This window comes from uncultured Thomasclavelia sp., from assembly GCF_944324745.1.
Taxonomy (GTDB): Bacteria; Bacillota_I; Bacilli_A; order Erysipelotrichales; family Coprobacillaceae; genus Thomasclavelia.
In genome coordinates this window covers 22,567-43,569 of record NZ_CALUXO010000056.1, presented here as the reverse complement: position 1 = coordinate 43,569, position 21,003 = coordinate 22,567, and the positions used below count along the sequence as shown (strand labels likewise).

The following is a 21,003-nucleotide window of genomic DNA, read 5'->3' as shown; positions in this document are numbered from 1 at the left end:
ATATCAATATTACTACAACGTATCACCTTCGATTATTTTACAGATTCCATAAATACGAAATTTATCTTCAGACTTTTTTTCAATTTCCTTTTTTAATAATGTCATTGCCAGATAAGCCCTTTGATCATGAGGTATTTTTAAAGCTGTCAAATGTTTACCATAACAAAAATAATCTGGAATTTCATCAATACCAATCAAACTTACATCCTGCTTAAAAATCAATTTTAATTCTTCAATTGCCTTTATCGCCCCAATAGAAACCTGATAATTTTCACAAATTAATACTGGAGGATATAATGAATTTTTAAGATTACTTTTAATTATCTGATAACTGCTGGCAACATCATTACCAGTTACAAAAATTTTTCCATTTAAATCATACTTTTGCAATAAAGCATTAAAAGCCATTCGTCTTTGATTAAAATTAAAATTCATATCACTATTAGCTAAATAAGCAATATTTGAAAAGCCTTTTTCTTTAATCAATAAAATTATTTTTTCTAAACCCCGATAATTATCAACCATTACATAACTATATCGATCATCATTAAAATCATTATCATAAAATACCAGCGGTTTATTTATTTTCTTAAATAGATTTGCCTTATCTTCATCTAGTTCATTAGCAAAAACAATTACACCTGCAACATTAGCCTGATTACACTCTAAAACCAGCTTATTTATTTGATCATCATCATTAATATAATCAATACCTAAAGTAAAGCCATCTTTCTTAGCTTCTAGGGCAAAAGCATTTAAAACCCCGCTCCAAAGATCAACTTCATTACTATGCGTATTAGTCTTTTTAGAATAATTGACAATTTTAATTAGACTATTACTATTAATAATTTCACCATTTTCAATTCGTTTAATATAATCAAAAATTAATTCTTTCGTTTCTTGACTGACACCAGGTTTATCATTTAAAGCCAGCGAAACAGTTGCTTTTGATAACCCTAAATCTCGTGCAATTTGTGCTGCTTTAATTTTCAAGATCATCCCCACCCTCTAAATTATTTTCTTTTTCTTGTAAAAATTCTAAATACCGTAAAAATAAAAAATCTGTAATTAAGAAAAAATGTCCCGTTCCCCCAAAAAACGCATTTTGATTTCCTAAACGAAATTCCTTATAACGAAAAGTAATCATATCTTCACAGTATTTTGATAATAACGTATTGCCATCGCGGGCTATAGCAATTAAAGGGATATTCAAAGTATTTAAAGTTTTAGCTAAAGTCACTGCTGTTTCATTATCACCAGACAAGGAAACAATCATGAATAAATCATTAGAAGTTGCATTCTTCAACGTTACTTCAATTTCATCGCCACTGCCAACCAAATGAAAGACCTTATTAGTATAAATAAACTCCCGTCTTAGTTCTCGGGCCATATTCTTTTGAACAATACCTGTTCCATAAACAAAAATTCTTTTTGCCTGGTGGATCATTTCCAAGATTTTAGTTAAATCTCTTTCCATCATCATTTTCATCGTACTATTAAACGAATAATATACTTCATCAATTTCTCGGGAATCGAAAGAAAATTTCTGACTTAATTCTAATTTCAAATATACTTTTAATTCACTAAAACCATCTAATCCTAACTTTTGGGCAAAACGTAAAATACTTGTACGCGAAACATTGCAACGTTGTGCCAATTCTTGAATCGACATTTTTTGGGTTTCTTTTTTATGATGTAAGATATATTGCCAAATATACAATTCATTTTCATTTAATTCATGATATTTTTCTTTGACTAAATCTTCTAATAAGATCATCTTTGCACCCCTTTAACATATTCAATATAATTAGCAAATAAAAAATCTATCATTACAAAGCCACTTCCCAATAAAGTTTCTTGACTATTGTCAGGTATCGTCAATTCTACTTCTTCAATTAACAAACTATAGTTACTAATATGGGCTAAAGTGCTATCTAAATTTGCGACAATTGTAACAATAATCACGCCCATAGCTTTTAAACGATAAATATAATCAATCAATCGTTTATTTTCACCACTATAGGAGATTGCAAAAAAGACATCATTTGTTTCATATAAACTCAAATAAGCTTCTAGATCCGCCGCTGTATCAATATCTAAAAATAACTTTTCTACTCGTAAAAAAGATCTTTTTAAATGCTGCGCAATTGATTCTTGAATTTCACCTGTTCCATAAACATAAAGATTTTTAGCTTGATAAATTTTTTGTACTATTTCCAGATATTGATTATTTTGTAGATTTTGCAATACCTTACTATATTCTCGATAAACACTATCTGGTTGCAGCTTAGTTGCTTGAAGCTGATTATCAATTTTTAATAGTACTTTTAGTTCAACAAATCCTTTTAGCCCCAGTCGCTTGGAAAAACGTAAAATTGTACTGTGGGACACATGGCATTTTTTGGCTAACTTATCAATTGACAAATTTTCACATTCCTGGCGGTGATTAGTGATATATTGCCAGATATAATGATCATTTTCATTAAGATTTTCATAATTTTTATTTACTAATTCATCTAATTTCATAATCGGCTCCGTTTCTTTAATATTATAACATTAGACAAATAAAAAATAAATTTTAACTTAATGCGTAAAATAAAAGATAGTCAACTAGACTATCTTCAATCATTATTATTTTAATTCAGGCCAATAATCCTTATTAGCTTCAATCAATTCATCCAATATTTCTTTAGCTACTTTAGCACTTGGTACCGTTTTACTTAAAGTAATCGCCTGCCATAATTTTTGATAACTTCCTTCGATCCAAGCCTCAACTGTTAACTTTTCAACTGAAACTTGCTGTTCCATCAATCCTTTTTGAAATTGTGGAATCGCCCCCTGAACAATTCTTTCATATCCATTTTTACCAACGATACAAGGAATTTCAACCATCGCAGTACGGTCAAAATTTTCAATAGCACCTTCATTTGGAACTATTAACAACATTTTCTCTTTAGTGTTTTTAGCAATAGCACAAGCTAGATCAACAATATATTCAGCATGCCCGTCAGCTTCAAAACCACAATCAACTGCTGTTTGTTTTTCAATAATATCCCGACAAGCGCCAAAGACAATCTTTTCACGATGATCCATTACCTCATTAGCTCTTGTATAATTAGGATTTGAATGTTCAACCACATAATCAGGGAATAAATAATATTTTAAATAAGTATTGGGAATTGTATCCGGATCAAGAGCATAAACATCTTTAGCCTTGGCAAAAGTTTCTAACCAGCTTGGTTCCACATGTTGATTAGTTTTAGACAAAGCATCCGCAAAGCCATTAGCTGCCATATGCTTTTTAATTTCTGGCATTAAATCATTACCCTCTTTGTCTTCAATTTTATGCCACCAGCCAAAATGGTTTAATCCATAGTAACCTACTGACATCTCTTTACGTGATTTTAATCCCACCATGCTTGCCATTTTTTCTTCCAGGTCAATTGGCATATCACAGATATTTAGAATCTTCGAATTTGGTCGTAATCTTCTAGTAGCTTCAGCGACAATTGCCGCAGGATTTGAATAATTCAACATCCAGGCTTCCGGTGAATATTTTTCCATATAATCTAAAATTTCAATTACCCCACCGATACTGCGCATACCATAAGCAATACCTCCAGGCCCACATGTTTCTTGACCAACTACGCCATATTTTAAAGGAATTTTTTCATCTTTTTCCCGCATCGCATATAATCCTACTCTAATATGACACATAACAAAATCCACATCGCTAAATGCTGTTTCAGGATCAGTTGTATAGTTAAATGCAATTTCAGGGGCTCTTTCTTTTAATAAAATTTCACAAGCCTTAGCAACTATTTCTTGTCTACTAGCATTATTATCATAGAAAGTAATTTTTCTAATGGGAAAACGATCTTGATGATCTAATAATAGTAAAACGATACCTGGTGTAAATGTACTTCCGCCACCAGCAACAGTAATTGAGTATTTCTTTTCCATTGTTTCAGTCTCCTTTTTTACAAAATTATCGTAACTATTTTTATTTCAAATTACAATATAATCAGCCAACTTAGAGACAGGATCGAGTTTTAATGATATATCACATTTAGCGTGAAATTTCACGGCAGTTTTAATCATATTAATTCAAATCAAACATAAACTATAATTGAGGTGAAATTATGTGTGGTATTTTATGTATGTATAACTACAACCGCGATTTATCTGCTGAATTACCAAAATTTAAACAGATGTTAGAATTGTTAAAACATCGAGGACCAGATGACTATAATATCGTAAATCAAAAACGAACTTTATTAGGTCATTGTCGTTTATCTATCATTGATTTAAATGGCGGTAAGCAGCCATTTAAATATACCTTTAACAACATTGAATATACGATTGTTTATAATGGTGAAATCTACAATATGAACGATCTAAAAAGGCAATTAATTAATGATGGCTATCATTTTCATAGTCAAAGTGATACTGAAGTTTTACTATTAAGCTATATTGCCTATGGGCCACGCTGTTTAAATCTTCTTGATGGTATCTTTGCATTTGTCATTAGTTATCAAGATCATTTATTTATTGCACGTGATCAACTTGGTGTCAAACCATTATATTATTATCATCGTGACGATTTGTTTATTTTTAGCAGTGAAATTAAAAGTATTTTATTATATTTAAATCAAGCAATTGTCGATAAACAAGGCTTACAAGAATTATTAGGTTTAGGTCCGAGCGTTTCACCTGGTAATACTATTTATAAAGACATTTATAGTTTGCGTCCTGGCCATTATATGAATGTTTTTAATAATTATTGTGAAATAATTCGCTATTGGAGCCTTCAACGAAACAAACACCATCAAAGTTATGAAGAAACAGTTTATCAAATTCGTTCATTAGTTAATCATAGTATCCAAATGCAATTATTAAGTGATGTTCCCATTTCCTGTATGCTCTCTGGTGGTTTAGATTCCTCAATTATTACGGGTATAGCTAGTCAGTATGTTTCCAATTTGGCAACATATAGTGTTGATTATCAAGACCAGGATAAATACTTTAAACCATATGAATACCAAACTACCCGAGATGATCATTTTATTGAAGAAATGATTCAACGCTATCATACTAAACATCAAACCGTAACTTTATCACAAAAAGATTTAGTTATGGCTTTAAAAGAAGCTTTGATAGCTCGTGATGCACCGGGAATGGCTGATGTTGATTCTAGCTTTTTGCTTTTTTCTAAAGAAATTGCCAATCATCATAAAGTCGTTCTCTCAGGCGAATGTGCCGATGAAATATTTGGCGGTTATCCCTGGTTTTATCGTCAAGAACTTTACCAGATTGAAGGATTTCCATGGATTCGTGATTTTGATATGCGCTTAGCTTTATTTTCTGATGAAGTTCAAGCACTGGATATTAAACAATATGTTTTAAATAAATACTATCAAACATTACAAGAAATTGATTATCAGGATTATAGTTTTATGGATTCCAATAAGCGTAAGATGATTTATTTAAATATGGAATGGTTTATGCAAACATTATTGACCCGGTCTGACAGTCAAACAATGCATAGTTCAATTGAACTTCGAGTGCCCTTTGCAAACAAAAATCTTGTCAACTATTTGTATAATGTCCCTTGGGATTATATGTATCACCACGACCAAGAAAAAGGATTGTTGCGCGATGCATTTAAAGATTTTTTACCGGAAGATATCTATAAACGTAAAAAGAACCCCTATCCTAAAACCCATTCCCCTATTTATCGAGATTTAATCGTAGAACTATTAAAAGGGACCCTTAAAGATCCTGACAACATCCTATTACGATTATTTAACCATGATAAATTACTTGATTTGATTAATACTGGTGGTAAATCATTTAAATATCCCTGGTTTGGTCAATTAATGACCGGTCCACAGTTATTAGCCTATCTTTATCAGATCTATTTATGGGGTCATATTTATCAAATTAAAATAGAACTAGAATAATCAAAAGATTATTTTAGTTCTATTTTTAAATATCCATCAGTTAATAAAATATCTTTAATCAATCCATTTTCAAATCTAATTTGATCATCTGCAACCAATAAATATGGATTATCTTTAACTAATTCACTTAATACTTTTTTCAAATCCAGATTGATAAAGCCATATTTAATAATTCCATCAAATTTTATTACGATAAAATCACCTACTTCAATTTTAGCAACCGCCTTTAATTTAGTATCAATATTATAATAATTTAAATTGGCTTCTACATGTAAATAATCACCGATTTTAATTTTTAAATTATTTAACGTAATATCCTTATAATCAAAAACATATGGATAAAAATATAAACATAACTTCTCTAGTTCATCTTGATTTAGTATCATTTAATCACCTGATACATTATATGTAAAAACTGTCAAAATATAGCAAAAAAGTTCTTGTAACTTACAAGAACTAATTTTCAATATTATCATGGACAACTTGTAACACCTGTTTTAATGATTGAACATCAATCTGTCCTGGAGCTGAACCTTCTTGAGCTTTACCAAAAGTAATCGCTGAACCAAATTGTTCTCCCATTAAACGAGTCACTATTCCCATTGAAGACATTGACATCGTAACAATTGGACGATCATATAGTTCATTGGCTTTCAATGTTGTTTCCATTAAAGCTAATACTTCTTTAAAATCTTCTGGCATAACAGCTAATTTAAAAATGTCTGCTTCTAATGAATCCATTAATTTAAATTTTTCCATCATTGTATCAATACTAGGGGTACGTTTGAAATCATGTACCGACATCAATACTTTCTTTTCAGCTTGATGAATCAGTGAAGTTAAAGTAATAATAGCATTAGTACCACTAGTTAACTCAACATCATAAATATCAAAAGCGTTACTGTTTAAAGCTAACTTATATAATTCAATATATTCAGGAATCGTTAATTTACCAAGGCCACCTTCTTTTTCACTACGATAAGTCAAGATAATTCCCTTGCTTAAATTTAAAGCCGCAATACTATTAAACAACTCCGTTAGCTTTTGATCATTTAATAAATCACTAAAATAATCAATCCGTAATTCAATTAAATCTATATCCATTTTTTCAAGTCTTATTAATTCTGCAACAATATCCTGCTGATTAGTAAAGACAACCGGCACACATATCTTTGGCATCCCCTCACCGATGACAATGTCTTTAACTTTACAAACAATCATATTAATCCTCCTTTAAATATATAATTAGATTATATATGAACGATGAATATTTAATATTTTCGTCCTATATACTATAACACTATTGCAAGAAAGATGATACTTTTTTTGCGCAAAAAATTAAATTATTTTTGTGACAAAAAATGATATAAAGCTCCAATTAAATTCGCATTGTTATAATATTTACAGGTATTAACAGTCGGAATTACCAGCTGATTAGATGTTTGACTAATCAAATCGATTGCCTCTTGTAACATCGTTATTAATAATGGTTGTTTTGAAATCCCGCCACCAATTAATATCGCTTCTGGGTCATAGATATATTGAAGATTATATAGTTGAATAGCTATGTCATAACAAAAATCTTTTAAAATATCGATAACTCGCTGATCATGATTATTAGCCAATTCAAAAACCTGATAGCCGTTAATTGCAGGAACCTCAATGGCTTTAGCTACTCGTTTACATAAGGCCGTCGTTGAAGCAATATCTGACCAGGTTACTAACTGTTTAGTAGCCTTATCATAATCAACAATGACTGTACTAATTTCACCGGCAAATAAATGTCCACCATGATGAATCTGTTTATTTTTAATAATCGCTCCACCGATTCCCGTTCCTAAAACCACCACAATAATATCTTGATACTCTTTTCCGTTTCCAATCCAAGTTTCTGCCAAAGCAGCGCATTTAGCATCATTTTCCACGGTTACTTTAATACCATCACAAGCTTTAGAAACAACCTCTGTCAAACAAACTCCTTGTAAATATGGATGAGCGACAATTACTTCAATCACCCCATTATTTGCATCAATGACTCCTGGTGATGAAAAAGCAATTCCGACAACCTGATGTTTATATTTATCATAAATTTCTTGAATACATTTTACAAAACCATCTAAATCGTTGATTTCCTTTGATGAAAACTCCCATTGATCAATAATCTGTCCCTTATCATCCATTAAACAATACTTGATTGCAGTACCACCAATATCAAATACTAAATACATGTTCATGCCTCCTTATTGACATTTAATAGTTTGTCTTTTATCTATCATAACACATAAAAAGGATCAAAGATAAGCTTTGATCCTAAATATCCATTTTTAATATTCTTCGATAGCTAAAATAATATAATATAGCTGCCAATGATAAATATATTGCCATTATTATTGTTCCATTGATTGTTTTATTCATACAATCGACAACACTGGCTGTTAGATCATAGTCAGGAGTTACATAGGGAAATAAATTAGTAAATAAATTTAAACTACTAAGTTCATCAAGTGAGGCATTGATGCCACCTAGTAAATCAATAAATTGACTGTAAATACTTGCAAGATGATAATTAATATCTAAATAGTAAAGATGATAATTTTGATAAATATCCCCGATTAAAATTCTGGCGATTGGAATAATAAAGAAAATTAACATCATTAAAATTATTAAAATAATGATTGCGGGAACTTTCCGTTTAAAACAGCTTGATAAAAAACTACCAATTCCTCCAACAATAAAAATCATCAGCAAGCCAAAAATAATAAAACTACCTGTATACTTCAAAACTAATATTAAAATATCTTTTTCAACGCCACTAATTACAACAAACGATAAGATAAAAATCAGATAAATCAATCCTAAATATGCCATACTTCCTAATAACATTCCCACAATTTTACCTGCTACCAATTCTAAACGAGATATTTGTTTAGCCAGTAACAATCGCATTGTTCCTTCATGGATTTCACTGGCAAATAAACTGGTAGCACTACTGGCAACAATGATCCATAATATCATTCCTGTAAGAAAAACAAAATTAATGATGATAAAAATAATTTCAATGTTACTGACCATCTTTTCATAAGTTAGGTTCTGGTTAACTAACTTGGTATAACCATAAGCCATCAAGATTCCTAACAATAAAGCTATGATACTAGTTATTATCATTGGAATTAGCTTAAACATCTGGTTAAATGTATTTTTAACTAAGACCTTCATTTTTCTCCTCCATAAACTGCTGATATAAGCCATCTAGAGTAATTTGATCTTCTTTCAATAAAAAGAGCTCATCATCGTTTTCATAAATAAATTTAATTATTTGTTTTTTGCACTTAGTTTTATTAGCAGTAGTAATTCTAAAAATATCATGATCAATAGTAAATTGATAATCATTTTGCTTTAAAAATGTTTGTAACGCCGTTTGATTTAAACAACTAACTAAAATACTGGTCTGATTAAATTGCTTTAAAACGACCGCTAGTGGTTCATTGATTAAAACATGCCCGTGATTAATCATGATGACATGATCAATAATTGTTTCTAATTCCGTTAAAACGTGAGAACTTATTAAAACGGTCATCTGCTTTTGACTAACTAAATTTTTGATTAGTTTAATAATTTCATGACGACTGGTTGGATCTAAATTAGCAGTTGGTTCATCTAATAATAAAATCTCTGGTTCATGTAATAATGCTTGAATCAATGCTACTTTCTTTTTCATACCAGTTGAAAATTTTACTACTTTTTTATCCTGATATTCTAATAAACCAAATTCCTGTAACAATACTAAAGAGCGCTCAATTGCTTGCATATATGATAAATTTGAAAGTTGTCCCATATAAACCAAGTACTCTAGACATGTCATATTATGATAGAAATCAGGAAATTCTGGTGCATATCCGATCAAGGCCTTGGCTTTTGAAGAACCAAGCGGATATCCTTTAATACTTCCTTGACCTTTGCTTGGAAATATTAACCCCATTAAAAGTGACATCGTTGTCGATTTACCAGCGCCATTAGGGCCGATAATACCATAAATTTTGCCACTTTCCAAACTCAATGATAAATCATCAACAGCTTTAAAATCACCAAAAACTTTATCAATATGTTTAGTGACGATTAAGTCTTTCATATACCTTCCCTGCCTTTTTCTTTAAATGATATTTTGGATATATCGCTAGAACATAAGCTCCAACTAATAATCCTAAAGTTATAGTGATAACTAGATAACGTCCTAAAGGACTTTTGGACACCTCGATTGATGCTTGATAACTGGTAATTTTCCCATGACCATCATTATAAGAAAATAATAATTTATGATTACCTGACAATAAATCAAGCGTTATAGTATCAGCTGAAGTTTCTTTAACCAGTTTTCCTTGATCATAGATAGCCATAATACCATTTTTATCACTTTGATATTTGATCAATAAGTGTCCATTAGATTCTTCACTTTCATCAAAATCTACTAATTCAAAATCACGTTGATCATTAAAAGTCATTAATTCTTGTTTCGTTTCTATTAACAATTGCTGGTCATTTAATTTTCTAGCACTTTTAATTTCAGATTTTAATCCAGCAATAATTTTTTCTTCCTGATAATCATAAATCTGAGCCAATTCATCTTTTAAATAAACAATTTTATTAGTACCAGCAATAGCTAACACATTATTATCACTATAATTTTCACTTTCTAAGACCACCTCTTTTAAAACCTGATAATCTTTACCACTAATGATTGCTAATAAAGTTTGGTTAGTACTATCTTGATAATAGAGATATCCATACTCATTGATTCCATCACCATCTAAATCATTAAGACTTAAAACATTATTAATACTTTCATCAATCTTAAATTCCACTAAATAATCTAATGGAACTGGATCACCGGAATAAAACTCATATCCCCAATCATAACTATCATAATTAAAAATCGCACTTCCATCTTTACCACTAATAATCGTATAAGTAGCATTACCATCATAAGATAATAGATCATCAACACCATCTTGATTATAGTCTTGTTTCGTCAGGGCAAAACATTCACCATAATCAAGTACTCCATCAATCATCAGACCATATTTGACTGATAAGTCTTTTCCACTTAATACCTGGAAATACTGACATTTTCGTTCATTATAATCATTAATAACAATCTCATTAAAACCATCATGATCTAAATCACCAAGATTTTTGGCATACAAATTATTTTGTAATTTCTTATCATAATTTTTTACAATATTACTCTTTTCATAGCTAATTACATAGCCATCAATCTTGGAATAATAAATACTCATTTGATTTTCAGTAATATTAACCAAATCAACCACACCATCTTGATTAACATCACCAGCTTCTAATACTAAACCAGCACCTTCAAATGTTTGATCATAATTAGCTTTATATGCTTTAGTTGCACCGTCAATCAAATTATCATCAACTAAAATTTCTAATGATTTATCTTTATTTAAATCACTAAAATATTTAATCGATGATCCGGTTAAGTAATTTTGATAATAACGATTATTTTCATCATACCCTTGATCAAGTAATACTTTATGATCACTTAAACTTCCGGTATTTAAATCCATGATTATCACATGACTGGCAACAACCTGATTAGAGTTTGTTTCATTAACTAGTGATAATATCTGATTTTGATTGCTATCATAATTTATCGCTTCAAAACCATTATTAGGATATGCTGTTGGCACTTTAAACTCCATTAAAACATCATTTGGACCATTATTACCATATTTTCTAATCATTTGAATTCCATTATTTTGATAATAACTAACCAAAATACCATCACTTAAATCTGCCAATTTATTTGCCTGCATTCCATTACCAAGATATTTGATTACTTTTAGCTGATGATCTAATAAAATTTCAATATCGCTTCCAGCCTGTAATAAATACCCCTGATCAACTTTATTGATTACAATATGCGTTGTCTCGATACTGTTATTATTTAAACTGATCTCACTTTGTCCTAACATATTTCCATCAAAACCATATACTAACAATTTTAATTTACCATCACTAAATGACCCCGGAACAATTATAGCTGCCTGATCATTATAAATACCTGTTGTTAGATTGCTGGAAATAAGATTAGTTTGCTCAAGTGAAAACTGCCCTTGAATAGTAAAATCATCAAGTTTAACTACATAAACTTGGCTGGAAGGACAATCCTCTGTAATCGTATTTAAATAACTATTACCAAAATAGCCACTTACAAGCATTAAATTATCATCAATCAGTTGCATCTGATAACTCATAAATTCATAATCATCAATTCCATTAGGAGCTAGATTATAGTTATCATAACGATTATCAGCTAATGACTTAGTTAATAAATTACTATTGTTTTCATCAAGCGTTATTTGATTTGTCACATCACCATTATGACTATCAATTTCAACTAAGCGACTATCTTCTAATGTTACATAGACATGACCATTATGTTCCATTATATCCCAGGCATTTAACAATACTTTTTCTTTACTATTAGTATAAGCAACTGTGACTTCAATTTCATCAGTCAAATTTACCTGATATAACTCTTTTCCCTTTTTATCTAAAGCAATAACTTGTCCTAACTGATTAGTAATTAAAATTTTATCCTCAAGTACCACATAATTCCAAAGATTATCAACGCCTTCATAGTCAAAAACAACTTTCTGTTTAACCGGATCATAAGCAGTTAGATGATAATTATATAAATAATAAATAATACCATCAAGATACCTTTGATGATGAACTTTAGCATTTTTAATCACTTTAGTATTCATATCATTATAGGCTGGATATTCATGTTTCCATTTAGCTAAGACTTTTGAAGTTTTAGCACTAATAATTTTTAAATCATCAAAATTATTATCAGTCTTTAAATAAACAAAAACATCTTTAACACCATCATTATCTAGATCATCGATAACAGTAAAATCATTCACTGGAAATTCTGTATTAATCTTAAAATCATAATCGACCAGCACCAAACCATCATCGACCCCAATCATTAATCCTTGCAAATCATCTGATAAATTTACCTGATGACTAGTACATGAAGCATTGACTACATCACCAAGATTGTACGATTCACTGTTAGATGATTCATCATCTAAAGCCTTAAGTGGGGTCGTATTTATTGTCATTAAAAAGATAACTGACAATAATCCCTGTAATATTTTTTTCATCTATCCTTTCCTCCATAACTGTATTATATTATCTATAACAGTTACAGTATAACATTGGTAATTCTGTATCACAACGAATAACACAGTTTTATTTCTTAATTAATCTAAAGAAACTTAAAAATAATTAATTTTGACAAAATACCTCATATTTCCCAGGAAATAATAATTAAAGTGATGATTTTGCTATTAAAAACACGGTAATAATGTTAAAATAAAGATAACAGATAATCAATTTTTAATGAAGTTTGGGAATATAGAAAAGGAGGAAAGACCCATGGATCAATTAAAAAAAGAAATCGAAGCCGCCAAAAATGGCGAAAGCAAATTAATCTTAATCATTGGTGAACCTGGCAGTGGTAAATCAAAAGTAATTCATGAATACAGTAAAGAAACTGGTATTCCAATTTTAAATTTTGACCAGATATTCAAAACAAATTCTAATGATATCGAAGCTGTCATGGATGCCTTTTTAGATAACTATGATAAAGATATTCTATTGATCGATAATAAGCGAGTTCTTTATGCTAAAGATTCTAAGATTGATATGCTTTCATTTTTGAAGAAATTAACTGAAAAAACTATTGTTGTAGCAACATGGAATGGTATGATCAAAGATAATAAACTAATACACATTCGTTCTAAATTACCTGCTAACCTGGAATATTCATTGGATAACGAAAATATAAAATTCATACAAAAATAGTCGTAGAAACCTACGACTATTTTTTCGTCTCTTTAATTACTTTTTGTCTTGTGAATTCTTCACGTTCTTTTTCTTCCAAAGCTTCAGTGATTGCTTTTACTGTAGTTTCAAAGCGAGGAATTGAAATATTCTTTAAGGCATTAGCTCTTTTTTGCGTCTTTCTAATAGTATTAGCAAGACGATAAACACTATTTTCAACTTCAGCTAATAAAACAGTCAATTGTTTTACTTTATAAAAACAATGATAAGCATAATCAACTTTTGAATTAGAACGTTCAATATCATAAGTCATTTTCATTGGCTGCTTATTATAATTAACTTTAGGAATTTCAACTCCCATTACACTACGATAAGCAATGGAAATTCCATAATCTTCAGGAATTCCATTGACAATATCACTAATTAAACCTCGAGAAATATTTGCTTCCTGCAAAGCATCATAAGCTTCTTGATAAGATGAAGTAATTTGATCACGAATTACTTTTACATCATCTAATAAGCTCATCATTTCTTTAATCAGAACGTTACGTTTTTGATCCATCAGACTATAACCAAGGTTAGCTAATTCCAATGATTTTTTCATTGCCATTAGATTTCCCTTAGTTGGAACTACTTTAAGAGCCATGACTATTCACCTTCTCTTTGTAATTCTTTAATAATCTTCTTTTCTTGAATATTGAAACGTTGCATTGCTTTTTCATGATTATAATATTGATCAAGTAAAGCATTATCAACACGATCTAACGCTTCTCTTGGTAAAACAGAAACTAAATCCCAACCTAAATCTAATGTTTCTTCAATACTACGATTAGTATTAAATCCTTGGTTGATGAAATATTGTTCAAATAGATTACCAAAAGTAATATATTTTTTATCTAAATCAGATAATTCATCTTCACCAATAACTGATGTTAAAGAACGAACATCTTGAACATGGGCATAACATGCAAATAACTGGTTAGCAATATCTTGATGATCAGCACGAGTATACCCTTCACCGATACCATCTTTCATCAAACGACTAAGTGATGGTAAAACTCCAACTGGTGGATAAACACCAGCAGAATTTAAATCAACATCAAGGGTAATTTGCCCTTCAGTAATATATCCTGTTAAGTCAGGAACTGGGTGAGTAATATCATTGTTAGGCATTGTTAAGATTGGAATTTGAGTAACTGATCCTTTAGCGCCTTTAATGATACCAGCTCTTTCATAAAGTGATGCTAAGTCAGAATATAAATATCCTGGATATCCTTTACGTCCTGGAATTTCTCCTTTACTAGAAGAGAATTCACGAACAGCTTCACAATATGAAGTAACATCAGTATAGATTACTAAAACATGCATATCTTGTTTAAATGCTAAATATTCAGCAGCTGTTAAAGCACAACGTGGTGTTAAAGTACGTTCGATAATTGGATCGTTTGATAAGTTCAAAAACATTACCACTCGTTCCATTACCCCAGCTTCTTTAAAGCTTCGTTTAAAATATTCAGCAACATCATTAGTTACCCCCATTGCAGCAAAAACTACCGCAAATCCTTGACCAGATTCATCAGCAATTTTAGCTTGTTTAACAATTTGAACTGCTAAACGGTCATGAGGTAAACCAGATACTGAGAAAATTGGTAACTTCTGTCCTCGAATTAAAGTAGCCAAACAGTCAATTGAAGAAATACCAGTATTGATATAGTTACGTGGATAAACACGAGCTACTGGGTTTAATGGAAGCCCATTGATATCCATTTCTTCTTCGGCATAAATTTCTCCTAAACCATCGATTGGACGACCAGCACCATCAAAGATTCTTCCTAAGATTTCTTTAGAAACTGGAAGTTCCATTGGTTTTCCAAGTAATCTAGTTTTAGTATTTTCTAGTGAAAGTCCGTTAGTTCCTTCAAAAACCTGAACAACAACTTTTTCACCTTCGATTTGAACAACACGTCCTGATCTAGTTGTTCCATCGCTAATTTGAATTTCTACCATTTCATCGTATGAAGCACCTTTAACGTGGTCTAAAACGACTAATGGTCCGTTAATTTCACTTAAACCTACATATTGTAGTGACATAATCATTTTCCTCCTACGCTACTGAATTGATTGCTTCATCAATATCATGATAATAAGTATCTAATTTGGCAATATTGTCATTAGGAATATCGTATTTCATACGAATCAATTGTTCAAAAATTCCTGTATCAACGATTCGACGAACTACTTTACCTTGAGCAACTGCCTCTTTACAACGTTTATTTAAATATAAAATGACTTCCATCATCTTTAATTGTTTTTCCAAAGGTACATATGTATCATCTTTATGGAAAGCGTTTTGCTGCAAGTACCCGACACGAACTACTTTAGCAATTTCAATGACTAATTTTTGATCTTCTGGTAAAACATCAGATCCCATCAACTGAACAATTTCATTTAATTTAGCTTCTTCAGCTAAAATATATGAGATTTCCTGACGGTCAGAAATGAATTTTGGACTAACGTTTTTATTGTACCATTTTTCTAGATCGTAAACATAATCACTATAACTTTGAGTCCAGTTAATTGCAAAGTAATGTCTTGCATAAGCTAAAGCTTTATCTAGTGCCCAGAAACAACGAACGAAACGTTTTGTATTTTGAGTAACTGGTTCTGAGAAGTCAGCTCCTTGAGGAGAAACGGCTCCGATAATCGAAACAGAACCTTCTTGACCATTTAAAGTTTCCATATAACCAGCCCGTTCATAGAATTGTGATAAACGAGATGGTAAATAAGCTGGGAATCCTTCTTCAGCTGGCATTTCTTCTAGACGTCCAGAAATTTCACGAAGCGCTTCGGCCCATCTTGATGTAGAATCGGCCATGATAGCAACGTGATATCCCATGTCACGATAATATTCAGCTAAAGTAATTCCAGTATAAATACTTGCTTCACGCGCCGCAACTGGCATGTTTGAAGTATTGGCAATTAAGACTGTTCTATCAGTTAATGGTTTACCACTTTTAGGGTCAATCAACTCACTAAATTCCTCTAGAACCTGAGTCATTTCATTACCACGTTCTCCACATCCAACATAAACGATGATATCAGCATCACACCATTTAGCAATCTGGTGTTGGGTCATTGTTTTTCCAGTACCGAAACCACCTGGAATCGCTGCAGTTCCACCTTTAGCAATTGGGAACGATGTATCAATTACTCTTTGTCCCGTTACTAATGGAATACTGATAGGTAAACGTTTTGCGGTTGGACGAGGTTGTTTAATTGGCCATTTTTGACACAATGTACATTCGATGATCTTACCTTCATCATCTTCAATTTTCATAATTACATCGTTGATCGTATATTGACCATCAGGTACAACTTCAACGACTTTTCCACTAATTAATGGGCTTACCATACATTTATGAACAATTAAGTCCGTTTCTGGTGTAGTAGCATAAATATCGCCACCTTTAACATAATCACCAACTTTGGCAACTACTGTTACATCCCATTTTTTATTAACATCCAAAGAATCAACATTACTTCCTGCATGAATGAAAGCTCCGCTTTCTTCTTCGATTGCTTGTAATGGACGTTCAATTCCATCAAAAATATTTCTTAAAATACCAGGGCCCAATGTTGCAGAGATAGGCGAACCAGTTGAAACAACTGGTTCACCCGGTTTAAGACCGGTCGTAGTTTCATATACTTGGATTGTGGTAAATTCTTTAGAAATCGAAATTACTTCACCCATTAATGAATCATTACCAACATAGACCATTTCCAACATTGAAAATGATACCGTATCTTTTACTTTGACAACGGGTCCATTGATTGAATAAATTACATTATTACTCATATTTAACCCCCTGTTTTATTTAATCATTAATCCTGATGTTTTATAGAACCAGTCTTTTTGATTCTCTAAAGCAAAGTCTAATGATTCATCAACAACGACATTTGTAATCGTATTTTCAATAATAAAACCACCAATTTTGATTTGATTGCTTTCTTTGACTTCAATATCATAACCATAAGCTTTAACCAGGTCATCTTTAAAAGCCATATCTGCACTTCTAAGATAAAGTACTGAATTTTCCATTTGATAAGTAGCTCCAGTTTCTTTAACATGGCTAACTAAATAATCATGATATTTATCGCTGTTTACAAAAGCAACTAATTTATCTTTTGCTTCATTAAAAATATTAGCAACGTATTCATCACGTTTGGCAACTAATTTTTTAGTTCTTTCTTCTTGAGACATTGAAGCTTCAACGCTAGCATTAGAAGAAATTTCAGCAATTTCTTTTTCTAATAAAACTTGAGCATCTTTTTTAGCTTCAGCTTTAATTTGGTTATAAGCTTGTTCTTCCAAATCTTTAGCTTCTTTTAAAATTTCTTCTTCTTCTTGGCTTGCGAGTCTTTCAATTTCTTCTTTCATATAAAGAAATACTTGTTCTTTTTTTTCCATAGCATTCCCCTTCTATAACTTAACCCCAATTGCTTCAGAAACATACCGGTCGATTGTTTCACCAATTTTTGAATCACCATGACGATCCGGTATCTCCACCAGCAATGGTTTATGTTGTTTTAACTTGATTTCTGAGATAACATCCGGTGCAAGTTCAATTAATTTAGTCGTAATTAAGATAATTCCAATTGAATCATCTTTTAATTTTTCTTCTAGTAATTCTAGAAATTCACGACGCTTATGAACAACTTCACCTTCAATTCCGACTAATCTCAGTCCAATTTGGGTATCGACATTATCACTTATACAATAAAATCGCATAATGATCACATTCTTTCAATTAAAGGTTATTGATAATTAAGATTGAAATTAATAAACCGTAGATAGCAACCCCTTCACCTAAGGCTACGAAAATTAATGATTTACCAAAGTTCTTTTCATTTTCAGAGAATGCTCCGATAGCAGCAGGTGCAGCAGCAGCAACGGCAATACCAGCACCTAATGCTGATAAACCAGTAGATAATGCAGCAGCTAAGAAACCTAACCCTTGAGCAATTGTTCCAGTGATTGAAGCAGCTTCAGCGGCATGTACTCCGTTTGTAGCAGCTGCTAAATATAATGCTAAACATACAGCTCCGGCAAATCCGGCAATATGTGTTCCTAATCTGATTTTTGCAGATTTAACACTTGCTTTTCCTTTAAATACAGAAATTAATGGTAAAGATAATAAAATAACTACTAATGCTGGTAAAATAAATTCTAAAACTGTCATCATGACTTCCTCCTCAACTTTAATCCTCTTTAATAGTTCTAAATGCTGTTCCGTTACCTTCATAGTATCTACTAAACATTTCGTAGAACTCGAGACGTAACACTTGAATTCCGACAATTAGTCCTTCAAGACACATTACAAATACGTTACCAAGAATGATAACGATATATTCACCAACGCCTCCAACCATTTCAGCTAGAGTATATACAACCAACATCATTCCGGCATGCGATAAAACGAATCCCCCTACCCTTAGAAATGACATGGTGTTAGTGACAAATGATAGCACAACTTCGAATAATTCGAAGAATCCCTCAACAAAAAAGGCACCAAATCCATTAGGGAACATTTTTTCATTTTCTTCAAATTTTCGAATTAAAGGTTCCTTTAAGAAAATTAATAGTAAAGGAACAACGATTAAGATCAATACATAAAAGATATTAACTAATCCTAATCCTAAAAACATATTTACAACTAAGCCTAAAATAGAAATATAGAACAATAAACCACATACTCCATTTTGACTTAAGATTGCTTCGCCATAATTCTTTTTCTTAAAATTCAAAAGAACATTAAACGCCATTGAAATCACAATCAAGATAATTCCTAAACATATTGCAGCAATCAATAATGTCATTGTATTATCTGGTGACATGGCATTAAACATTGGAATTAATATTTCTTCACTACCAAATACTGAACCAAATACCACTCCAAAAATCATACTGGAAATTCCTAAACGCATTCCCACGGCTCCTAAGCCTAATTTAAATTTCTTATAGGCAATAAAACCTACGATCGATAAAATAGCTCCCTGACCAACGTCACCAAACATAATACCAAATAACAAGGTATATGAAAGAGCTACTAACATCGTTGGGTCGGCATCGTTATATTTAGGAACTCCGTACATCTCAACGAACATTCTAAACGGTTTTGAAAACCAGTTATTTCTAAGTAATGTTGGCGGTTCTAACCGTGCATCGCTATTAGCTGGTTTAATATCAACAAGCACATTTTCAATCTGTTCAAAATCTTCCTTAAATTTCTTTGATTGTCTGCTTGGAACAAAACCATTAACTGATAATTTATCACCAATGACAACTACATATTTTTGCATAACGGCAACATCATTTAAATGTTTAGAAATCGTATAAATTTCATTTAACTTGTCTTTATCATCAGCAAACATCTTATCAATTCTTTGTTTTAATTTAACACTTTGTTCTTTGGCAACTCGTGCTTCTTCTTCAATTTCTCCAATCGCTAATTCTGGAGAACCGTGAACAAAGGTTGGAATATGAATTCGTTCAAAATATAGTGATGAAAAGATATTATCAACTTCTGGAGCATCACTAGGTGTTGTAATATACATACACCAGACAAAATGCCCATCATTTTCAAACCCTCTAAAAACAAATGGTAATGATTCATAATAATTTAACTTATTGACATTATTTACTGGAATCTTCCCAAATCTAATTTTTAGATACTTAAGACTAAACAAATCATCAAAATCCACATCAATATCAGCAACATGCTTTAATTGAATTACCGCTTCTTGATTTTCAACGATCATTCTTTCAAGCTGAACTCTAACCGCATCAATTCTTTCAACATCTAACAATAAGTCGTCAAGATATTCTTTTACTCCTAAGACATTGATCTGGTTATTTTTGACCGGTATTTCTTTTAATTCAAACTGATATTTGTTGGCGGCATCTGTTAGTCGTACTAAGATCTCCTCATATAAATTATCCTGATTATAAACCGATAAACCTGTAACTGTATCAATAAACTTAGTTGCCAGTTCTGGATGAAAATCATCATGATCAAACAACTTTAACAGTACATCGTTATAGTGCTCTTTATCAAAGATAATACTGAGTAGGTCCAATTTTGCAATTGACATTTTATCCCTC

The 21,003-nt window shown here is 31.2% G+C and carries 19 protein-coding genes; 2 read left to right on the top strand and 17 right to left on the bottom strand.

Annotation, left to right across the window (positions count from 1 at the left end; genetic code table 11):
• Positions 1-12 precede the first annotated feature (12 nt).
• The 4 genes from Q0K54_RS07470 to Q0K54_RS07455 form a co-directional block, all read right to left on the bottom strand.
• The gene (locus Q0K54_RS07470; RefSeq protein WP_294579762.1) at positions 13-993 is read right to left on the bottom strand and encodes a LacI family DNA-binding transcriptional regulator; all 981 of its coding nucleotides are present in this window, start codon (positions 991-993) and stop codon (positions 13-15) included.
• Positions 983-1,777 (bottom strand): MurR/RpiR family transcriptional regulator, encoded by a 795-nt coding sequence (locus Q0K54_RS07465; RefSeq protein WP_294579760.1) that lies wholly within the window; start codon positions 1,775-1,777, stop codon positions 983-985. The genes Q0K54_RS07470 and Q0K54_RS07465 overlap by 11 nt, the downstream gene beginning before the upstream one ends.
• Positions 1,774-2,526: a MurR/RpiR family transcriptional regulator gene (locus tag Q0K54_RS07460; RefSeq protein ID WP_294579758.1), complete on the bottom strand. Its 753-nt coding sequence runs from the start codon at positions 2,524-2,526 to the stop codon at positions 1,774-1,776. Before Q0K54_RS07460 ends, Q0K54_RS07465 begins: the two co-directional genes overlap by 4 nt.
• Before the next feature lie 105 nt (positions 2,527-2,631).
• The gene (locus tag Q0K54_RS07455; protein ID WP_294579756.1) at positions 2,632-3,963 is read right to left on the bottom strand and encodes a 6-phospho-alpha-glucosidase; all 1,332 of its coding nucleotides are present in this window, start codon (positions 3,961-3,963) and stop codon (positions 2,632-2,634) included.
• 179 nt (positions 3,964-4,142) lie between these two features.
• On the opposite strand from Q0K54_RS07455, the gene asnB reads away from it, so the two are divergent.
• Positions 4,143-5,963 (top strand): asparagine synthase (glutamine-hydrolyzing), encoded by a 1,821-nt coding sequence (gene asnB, locus Q0K54_RS07450; protein ID WP_294579753.1) that lies wholly within the window; start codon positions 4,143-4,145, stop codon positions 5,961-5,963.
• 8 nt (positions 5,964-5,971) lie between these two features.
• Here the strand turns inward: asnB and Q0K54_RS07445 are convergent, their stop codons facing one another.
• From Q0K54_RS07445 to Q0K54_RS07420, 6 genes are all read right to left on the bottom strand, one after another.
• Positions 5,972-6,349 carry a hypothetical protein gene (locus Q0K54_RS07445; protein ID WP_294579750.1) on the bottom strand — a complete coding sequence of 126 codons (378 nt, stop codon included), beginning with the start codon at positions 6,347-6,349 and terminating at the stop codon, positions 5,972-5,974.
• A 70-nt stretch (positions 6,350-6,419) separates the two neighbouring features.
• Complete coding sequence (gene aroD, locus Q0K54_RS07440) at positions 6,420-7,184, bottom strand: type I 3-dehydroquinate dehydratase (RefSeq protein ID WP_294579747.1); 765 nt, start codon at positions 7,182-7,184, stop codon at positions 6,420-6,422.
• Positions 7,185-7,306: 122 nt separating this feature from the next.
• On the bottom strand, positions 7,307-8,191 hold the full coding sequence (locus Q0K54_RS07435; protein WP_294579744.1) for an ROK family protein: 885 nt from the start codon (positions 8,189-8,191) through the stop codon (positions 7,307-7,309).
• An 82-nt stretch (positions 8,192-8,273) separates the two neighbouring features.
• Positions 8,274-9,179, bottom strand: coding sequence for an ABC transporter permease (locus Q0K54_RS07430; RefSeq protein WP_294579741.1), 906 nt, complete (start codon positions 9,177-9,179; stop codon positions 8,274-8,276).
• A complete protein-coding gene (locus Q0K54_RS07425) occupies positions 9,163-10,092 on the bottom strand; it encodes an ABC transporter ATP-binding protein (RefSeq protein ID WP_294579739.1) in 930 nt (309 codons plus the stop codon). The genes Q0K54_RS07430 and Q0K54_RS07425 overlap by 17 nt, the downstream gene beginning before the upstream one ends.
• Positions 10,070-13,159, bottom strand: coding sequence for a hypothetical protein (locus Q0K54_RS07420; RefSeq protein ID WP_294579737.1), 3,090 nt, complete (start codon positions 13,157-13,159; stop codon positions 10,070-10,072). Before Q0K54_RS07420 ends, Q0K54_RS07425 begins: the two co-directional genes overlap by 23 nt.
• 274 nt (positions 13,160-13,433) lie before the next feature.
• On the opposite strand from Q0K54_RS07420, the gene brxF reads away from it, so the two are divergent.
• Positions 13,434-13,862: a BREX-3 system P-loop-containing protein BrxF gene (brxF, locus tag Q0K54_RS07415; protein WP_294579735.1), complete on the top strand. Its 429-nt coding sequence runs from the start codon at positions 13,434-13,436 to the stop codon at positions 13,860-13,862.
• A 16-nt stretch (positions 13,863-13,878) separates the two neighbouring features.
• Here brxF and Q0K54_RS07410 read toward each other — a convergent pair whose 3' ends face one another.
• Genes Q0K54_RS07410 through Q0K54_RS07380 form a run of 7 tightly spaced genes read right to left on the bottom strand, consistent with a single transcriptional unit; the run spans position 13,879 to position 20,993 of the window.
• Positions 13,879-14,487, bottom strand: a complete 609-nt coding sequence (locus Q0K54_RS07410; RefSeq protein WP_294579733.1) for a V-type ATP synthase subunit D — start codon at positions 14,485-14,487, stop codon at positions 13,879-13,881.
• 2 nt (positions 14,488-14,489) lie between these two features.
• Entirely contained in the window at positions 14,490-15,932 is a 1,443-nt protein-coding gene (locus Q0K54_RS07405) for a V-type ATP synthase subunit B (RefSeq protein ID WP_294579731.1), read from the bottom strand.
• 13 nt (positions 15,933-15,945) lie between these two features.
• Positions 15,946-17,697 (bottom strand): V-type ATP synthase subunit A, encoded by a 1,752-nt coding sequence (locus Q0K54_RS07400; RefSeq protein WP_294579730.1) that lies wholly within the window; start codon positions 17,695-17,697, stop codon positions 15,946-15,948.
• Between the two features lie 15 nt (positions 17,698-17,712).
• Positions 17,713-18,309 carry a V-type ATP synthase subunit E gene (locus tag Q0K54_RS07395; RefSeq protein WP_294579729.1) on the bottom strand — a complete coding sequence of 199 codons (597 nt, stop codon included), beginning with the start codon at positions 18,307-18,309 and terminating at the stop codon, positions 17,713-17,715.
• A 12-nt stretch (positions 18,310-18,321) separates the two neighbouring features.
• A complete protein-coding gene (locus Q0K54_RS07390) occupies positions 18,322-18,630 on the bottom strand; it encodes a V-type ATP synthase subunit F (protein ID WP_294579727.1) in 309 nt (102 codons plus the stop codon).
• A gap of 19 nt (positions 18,631-18,649) precedes the next feature.
• Entirely contained in the window at positions 18,650-19,081 is a 432-nt protein-coding gene (locus Q0K54_RS07385) for an ATP synthase subunit C (RefSeq protein ID WP_294579825.1), read from the bottom strand.
• A gap of 19 nt (positions 19,082-19,100) precedes the next feature.
• Positions 19,101-20,993: a V-type ATP synthase subunit I gene (locus tag Q0K54_RS07380; RefSeq protein ID WP_294579726.1), complete on the bottom strand. Its 1,893-nt coding sequence runs from the start codon at positions 20,991-20,993 to the stop codon at positions 19,101-19,103.
• Positions 20,994-21,003: the final 10 nt, after the last annotated feature.

What these genes read in the sequence shown, in the direction of transcription:
- Q0K54_RS07435 (WP_294579744.1), bottom strand. Translation starts at nt 8,191, where the DNA reads ATGTATTTAGTATTTGATATTGGTGGTACTGCAATCAAGTATTGTTTA.
- aroD (WP_294579747.1), bottom strand. Translation starts at nt 7,184, where the DNA reads ATGATTGTTTGTAAAGTTAAAGACATTGTCATCGGTGAGGGGATGCCA.
- Q0K54_RS07460 (WP_294579758.1), bottom strand. Translation starts at nt 2,526, where the DNA reads ATGAAATTAGATGAATTAGTAAATAAAAATTATGAAAATCTTAATGAA.
- Q0K54_RS07405 (WP_294579731.1), bottom strand. Translation starts at nt 15,932, where the DNA reads ATGTCACTACAATATGTAGGTTTAAGTGAAATTAACGGACCATTAGTC.
- Q0K54_RS07410 (WP_294579733.1), bottom strand. Translation starts at nt 14,487, where the DNA reads ATGGCTCTTAAAGTAGTTCCAACTAAGGGAAATCTAATGGCAATGAAA.
- Q0K54_RS07380 (WP_294579726.1), bottom strand. Translation starts at nt 20,993, where the DNA reads ATGTCAATTGCAAAATTGGACCTACTCAGTATTATCTTTGATAAAGAG.
- Q0K54_RS07390 (WP_294579727.1), bottom strand. Translation starts at nt 18,630, where the DNA reads ATGCGATTTTATTGTATAAGTGATAATGTCGATACCCAAATTGGACTG.
- Q0K54_RS07385 (WP_294579825.1), bottom strand. Translation starts at nt 19,081, where the DNA reads ATGACAGTTTTAGAATTTATTTTACCAGCATTAGTAGTTATTTTATTA.
- Q0K54_RS07455 (WP_294579756.1), bottom strand. Translation starts at nt 3,963, where the DNA reads ATGGAAAAGAAATACTCAATTACTGTTGCTGGTGGCGGAAGTACATTT.
- Q0K54_RS07430 (WP_294579741.1), bottom strand. Translation starts at nt 9,179, where the DNA reads ATGAAGGTCTTAGTTAAAAATACATTTAACCAGATGTTTAAGCTAATT.
- Q0K54_RS07420 (WP_294579737.1), bottom strand. Translation starts at nt 13,159, where the DNA reads ATGAAAAAAATATTACAGGGATTATTGTCAGTTATCTTTTTAATGACA.
- asnB (WP_294579753.1), top strand. Translation starts at nt 4,143, where the DNA reads ATGTGTGGTATTTTATGTATGTATAACTACAACCGCGATTTATCTGCT.
- Q0K54_RS07400 (WP_294579730.1), bottom strand. Translation starts at nt 17,697, where the DNA reads ATGAGTAATAATGTAATTTATTCAATCAATGGACCCGTTGTCAAAGTA.
- Q0K54_RS07445 (WP_294579750.1), bottom strand. Translation starts at nt 6,349, where the DNA reads ATGATACTAAATCAAGATGAACTAGAGAAGTTATGTTTATATTTTTAT.
- brxF (WP_294579735.1), top strand. Translation starts at nt 13,434, where the DNA reads ATGGATCAATTAAAAAAAGAAATCGAAGCCGCCAAAAATGGCGAAAGC.
- Q0K54_RS07465 (WP_294579760.1), bottom strand. Translation starts at nt 1,777, where the DNA reads ATGATCTTATTAGAAGATTTAGTCAAAGAAAAATATCATGAATTAAAT.
- Q0K54_RS07425 (WP_294579739.1), bottom strand. Translation starts at nt 10,092, where the DNA reads ATGAAAGACTTAATCGTCACTAAACATATTGATAAAGTTTTTGGTGAT.
- Q0K54_RS07395 (WP_294579729.1), bottom strand. Translation starts at nt 18,309, where the DNA reads ATGGAAAAAAAAGAACAAGTATTTCTTTATATGAAAGAAGAAATTGAA.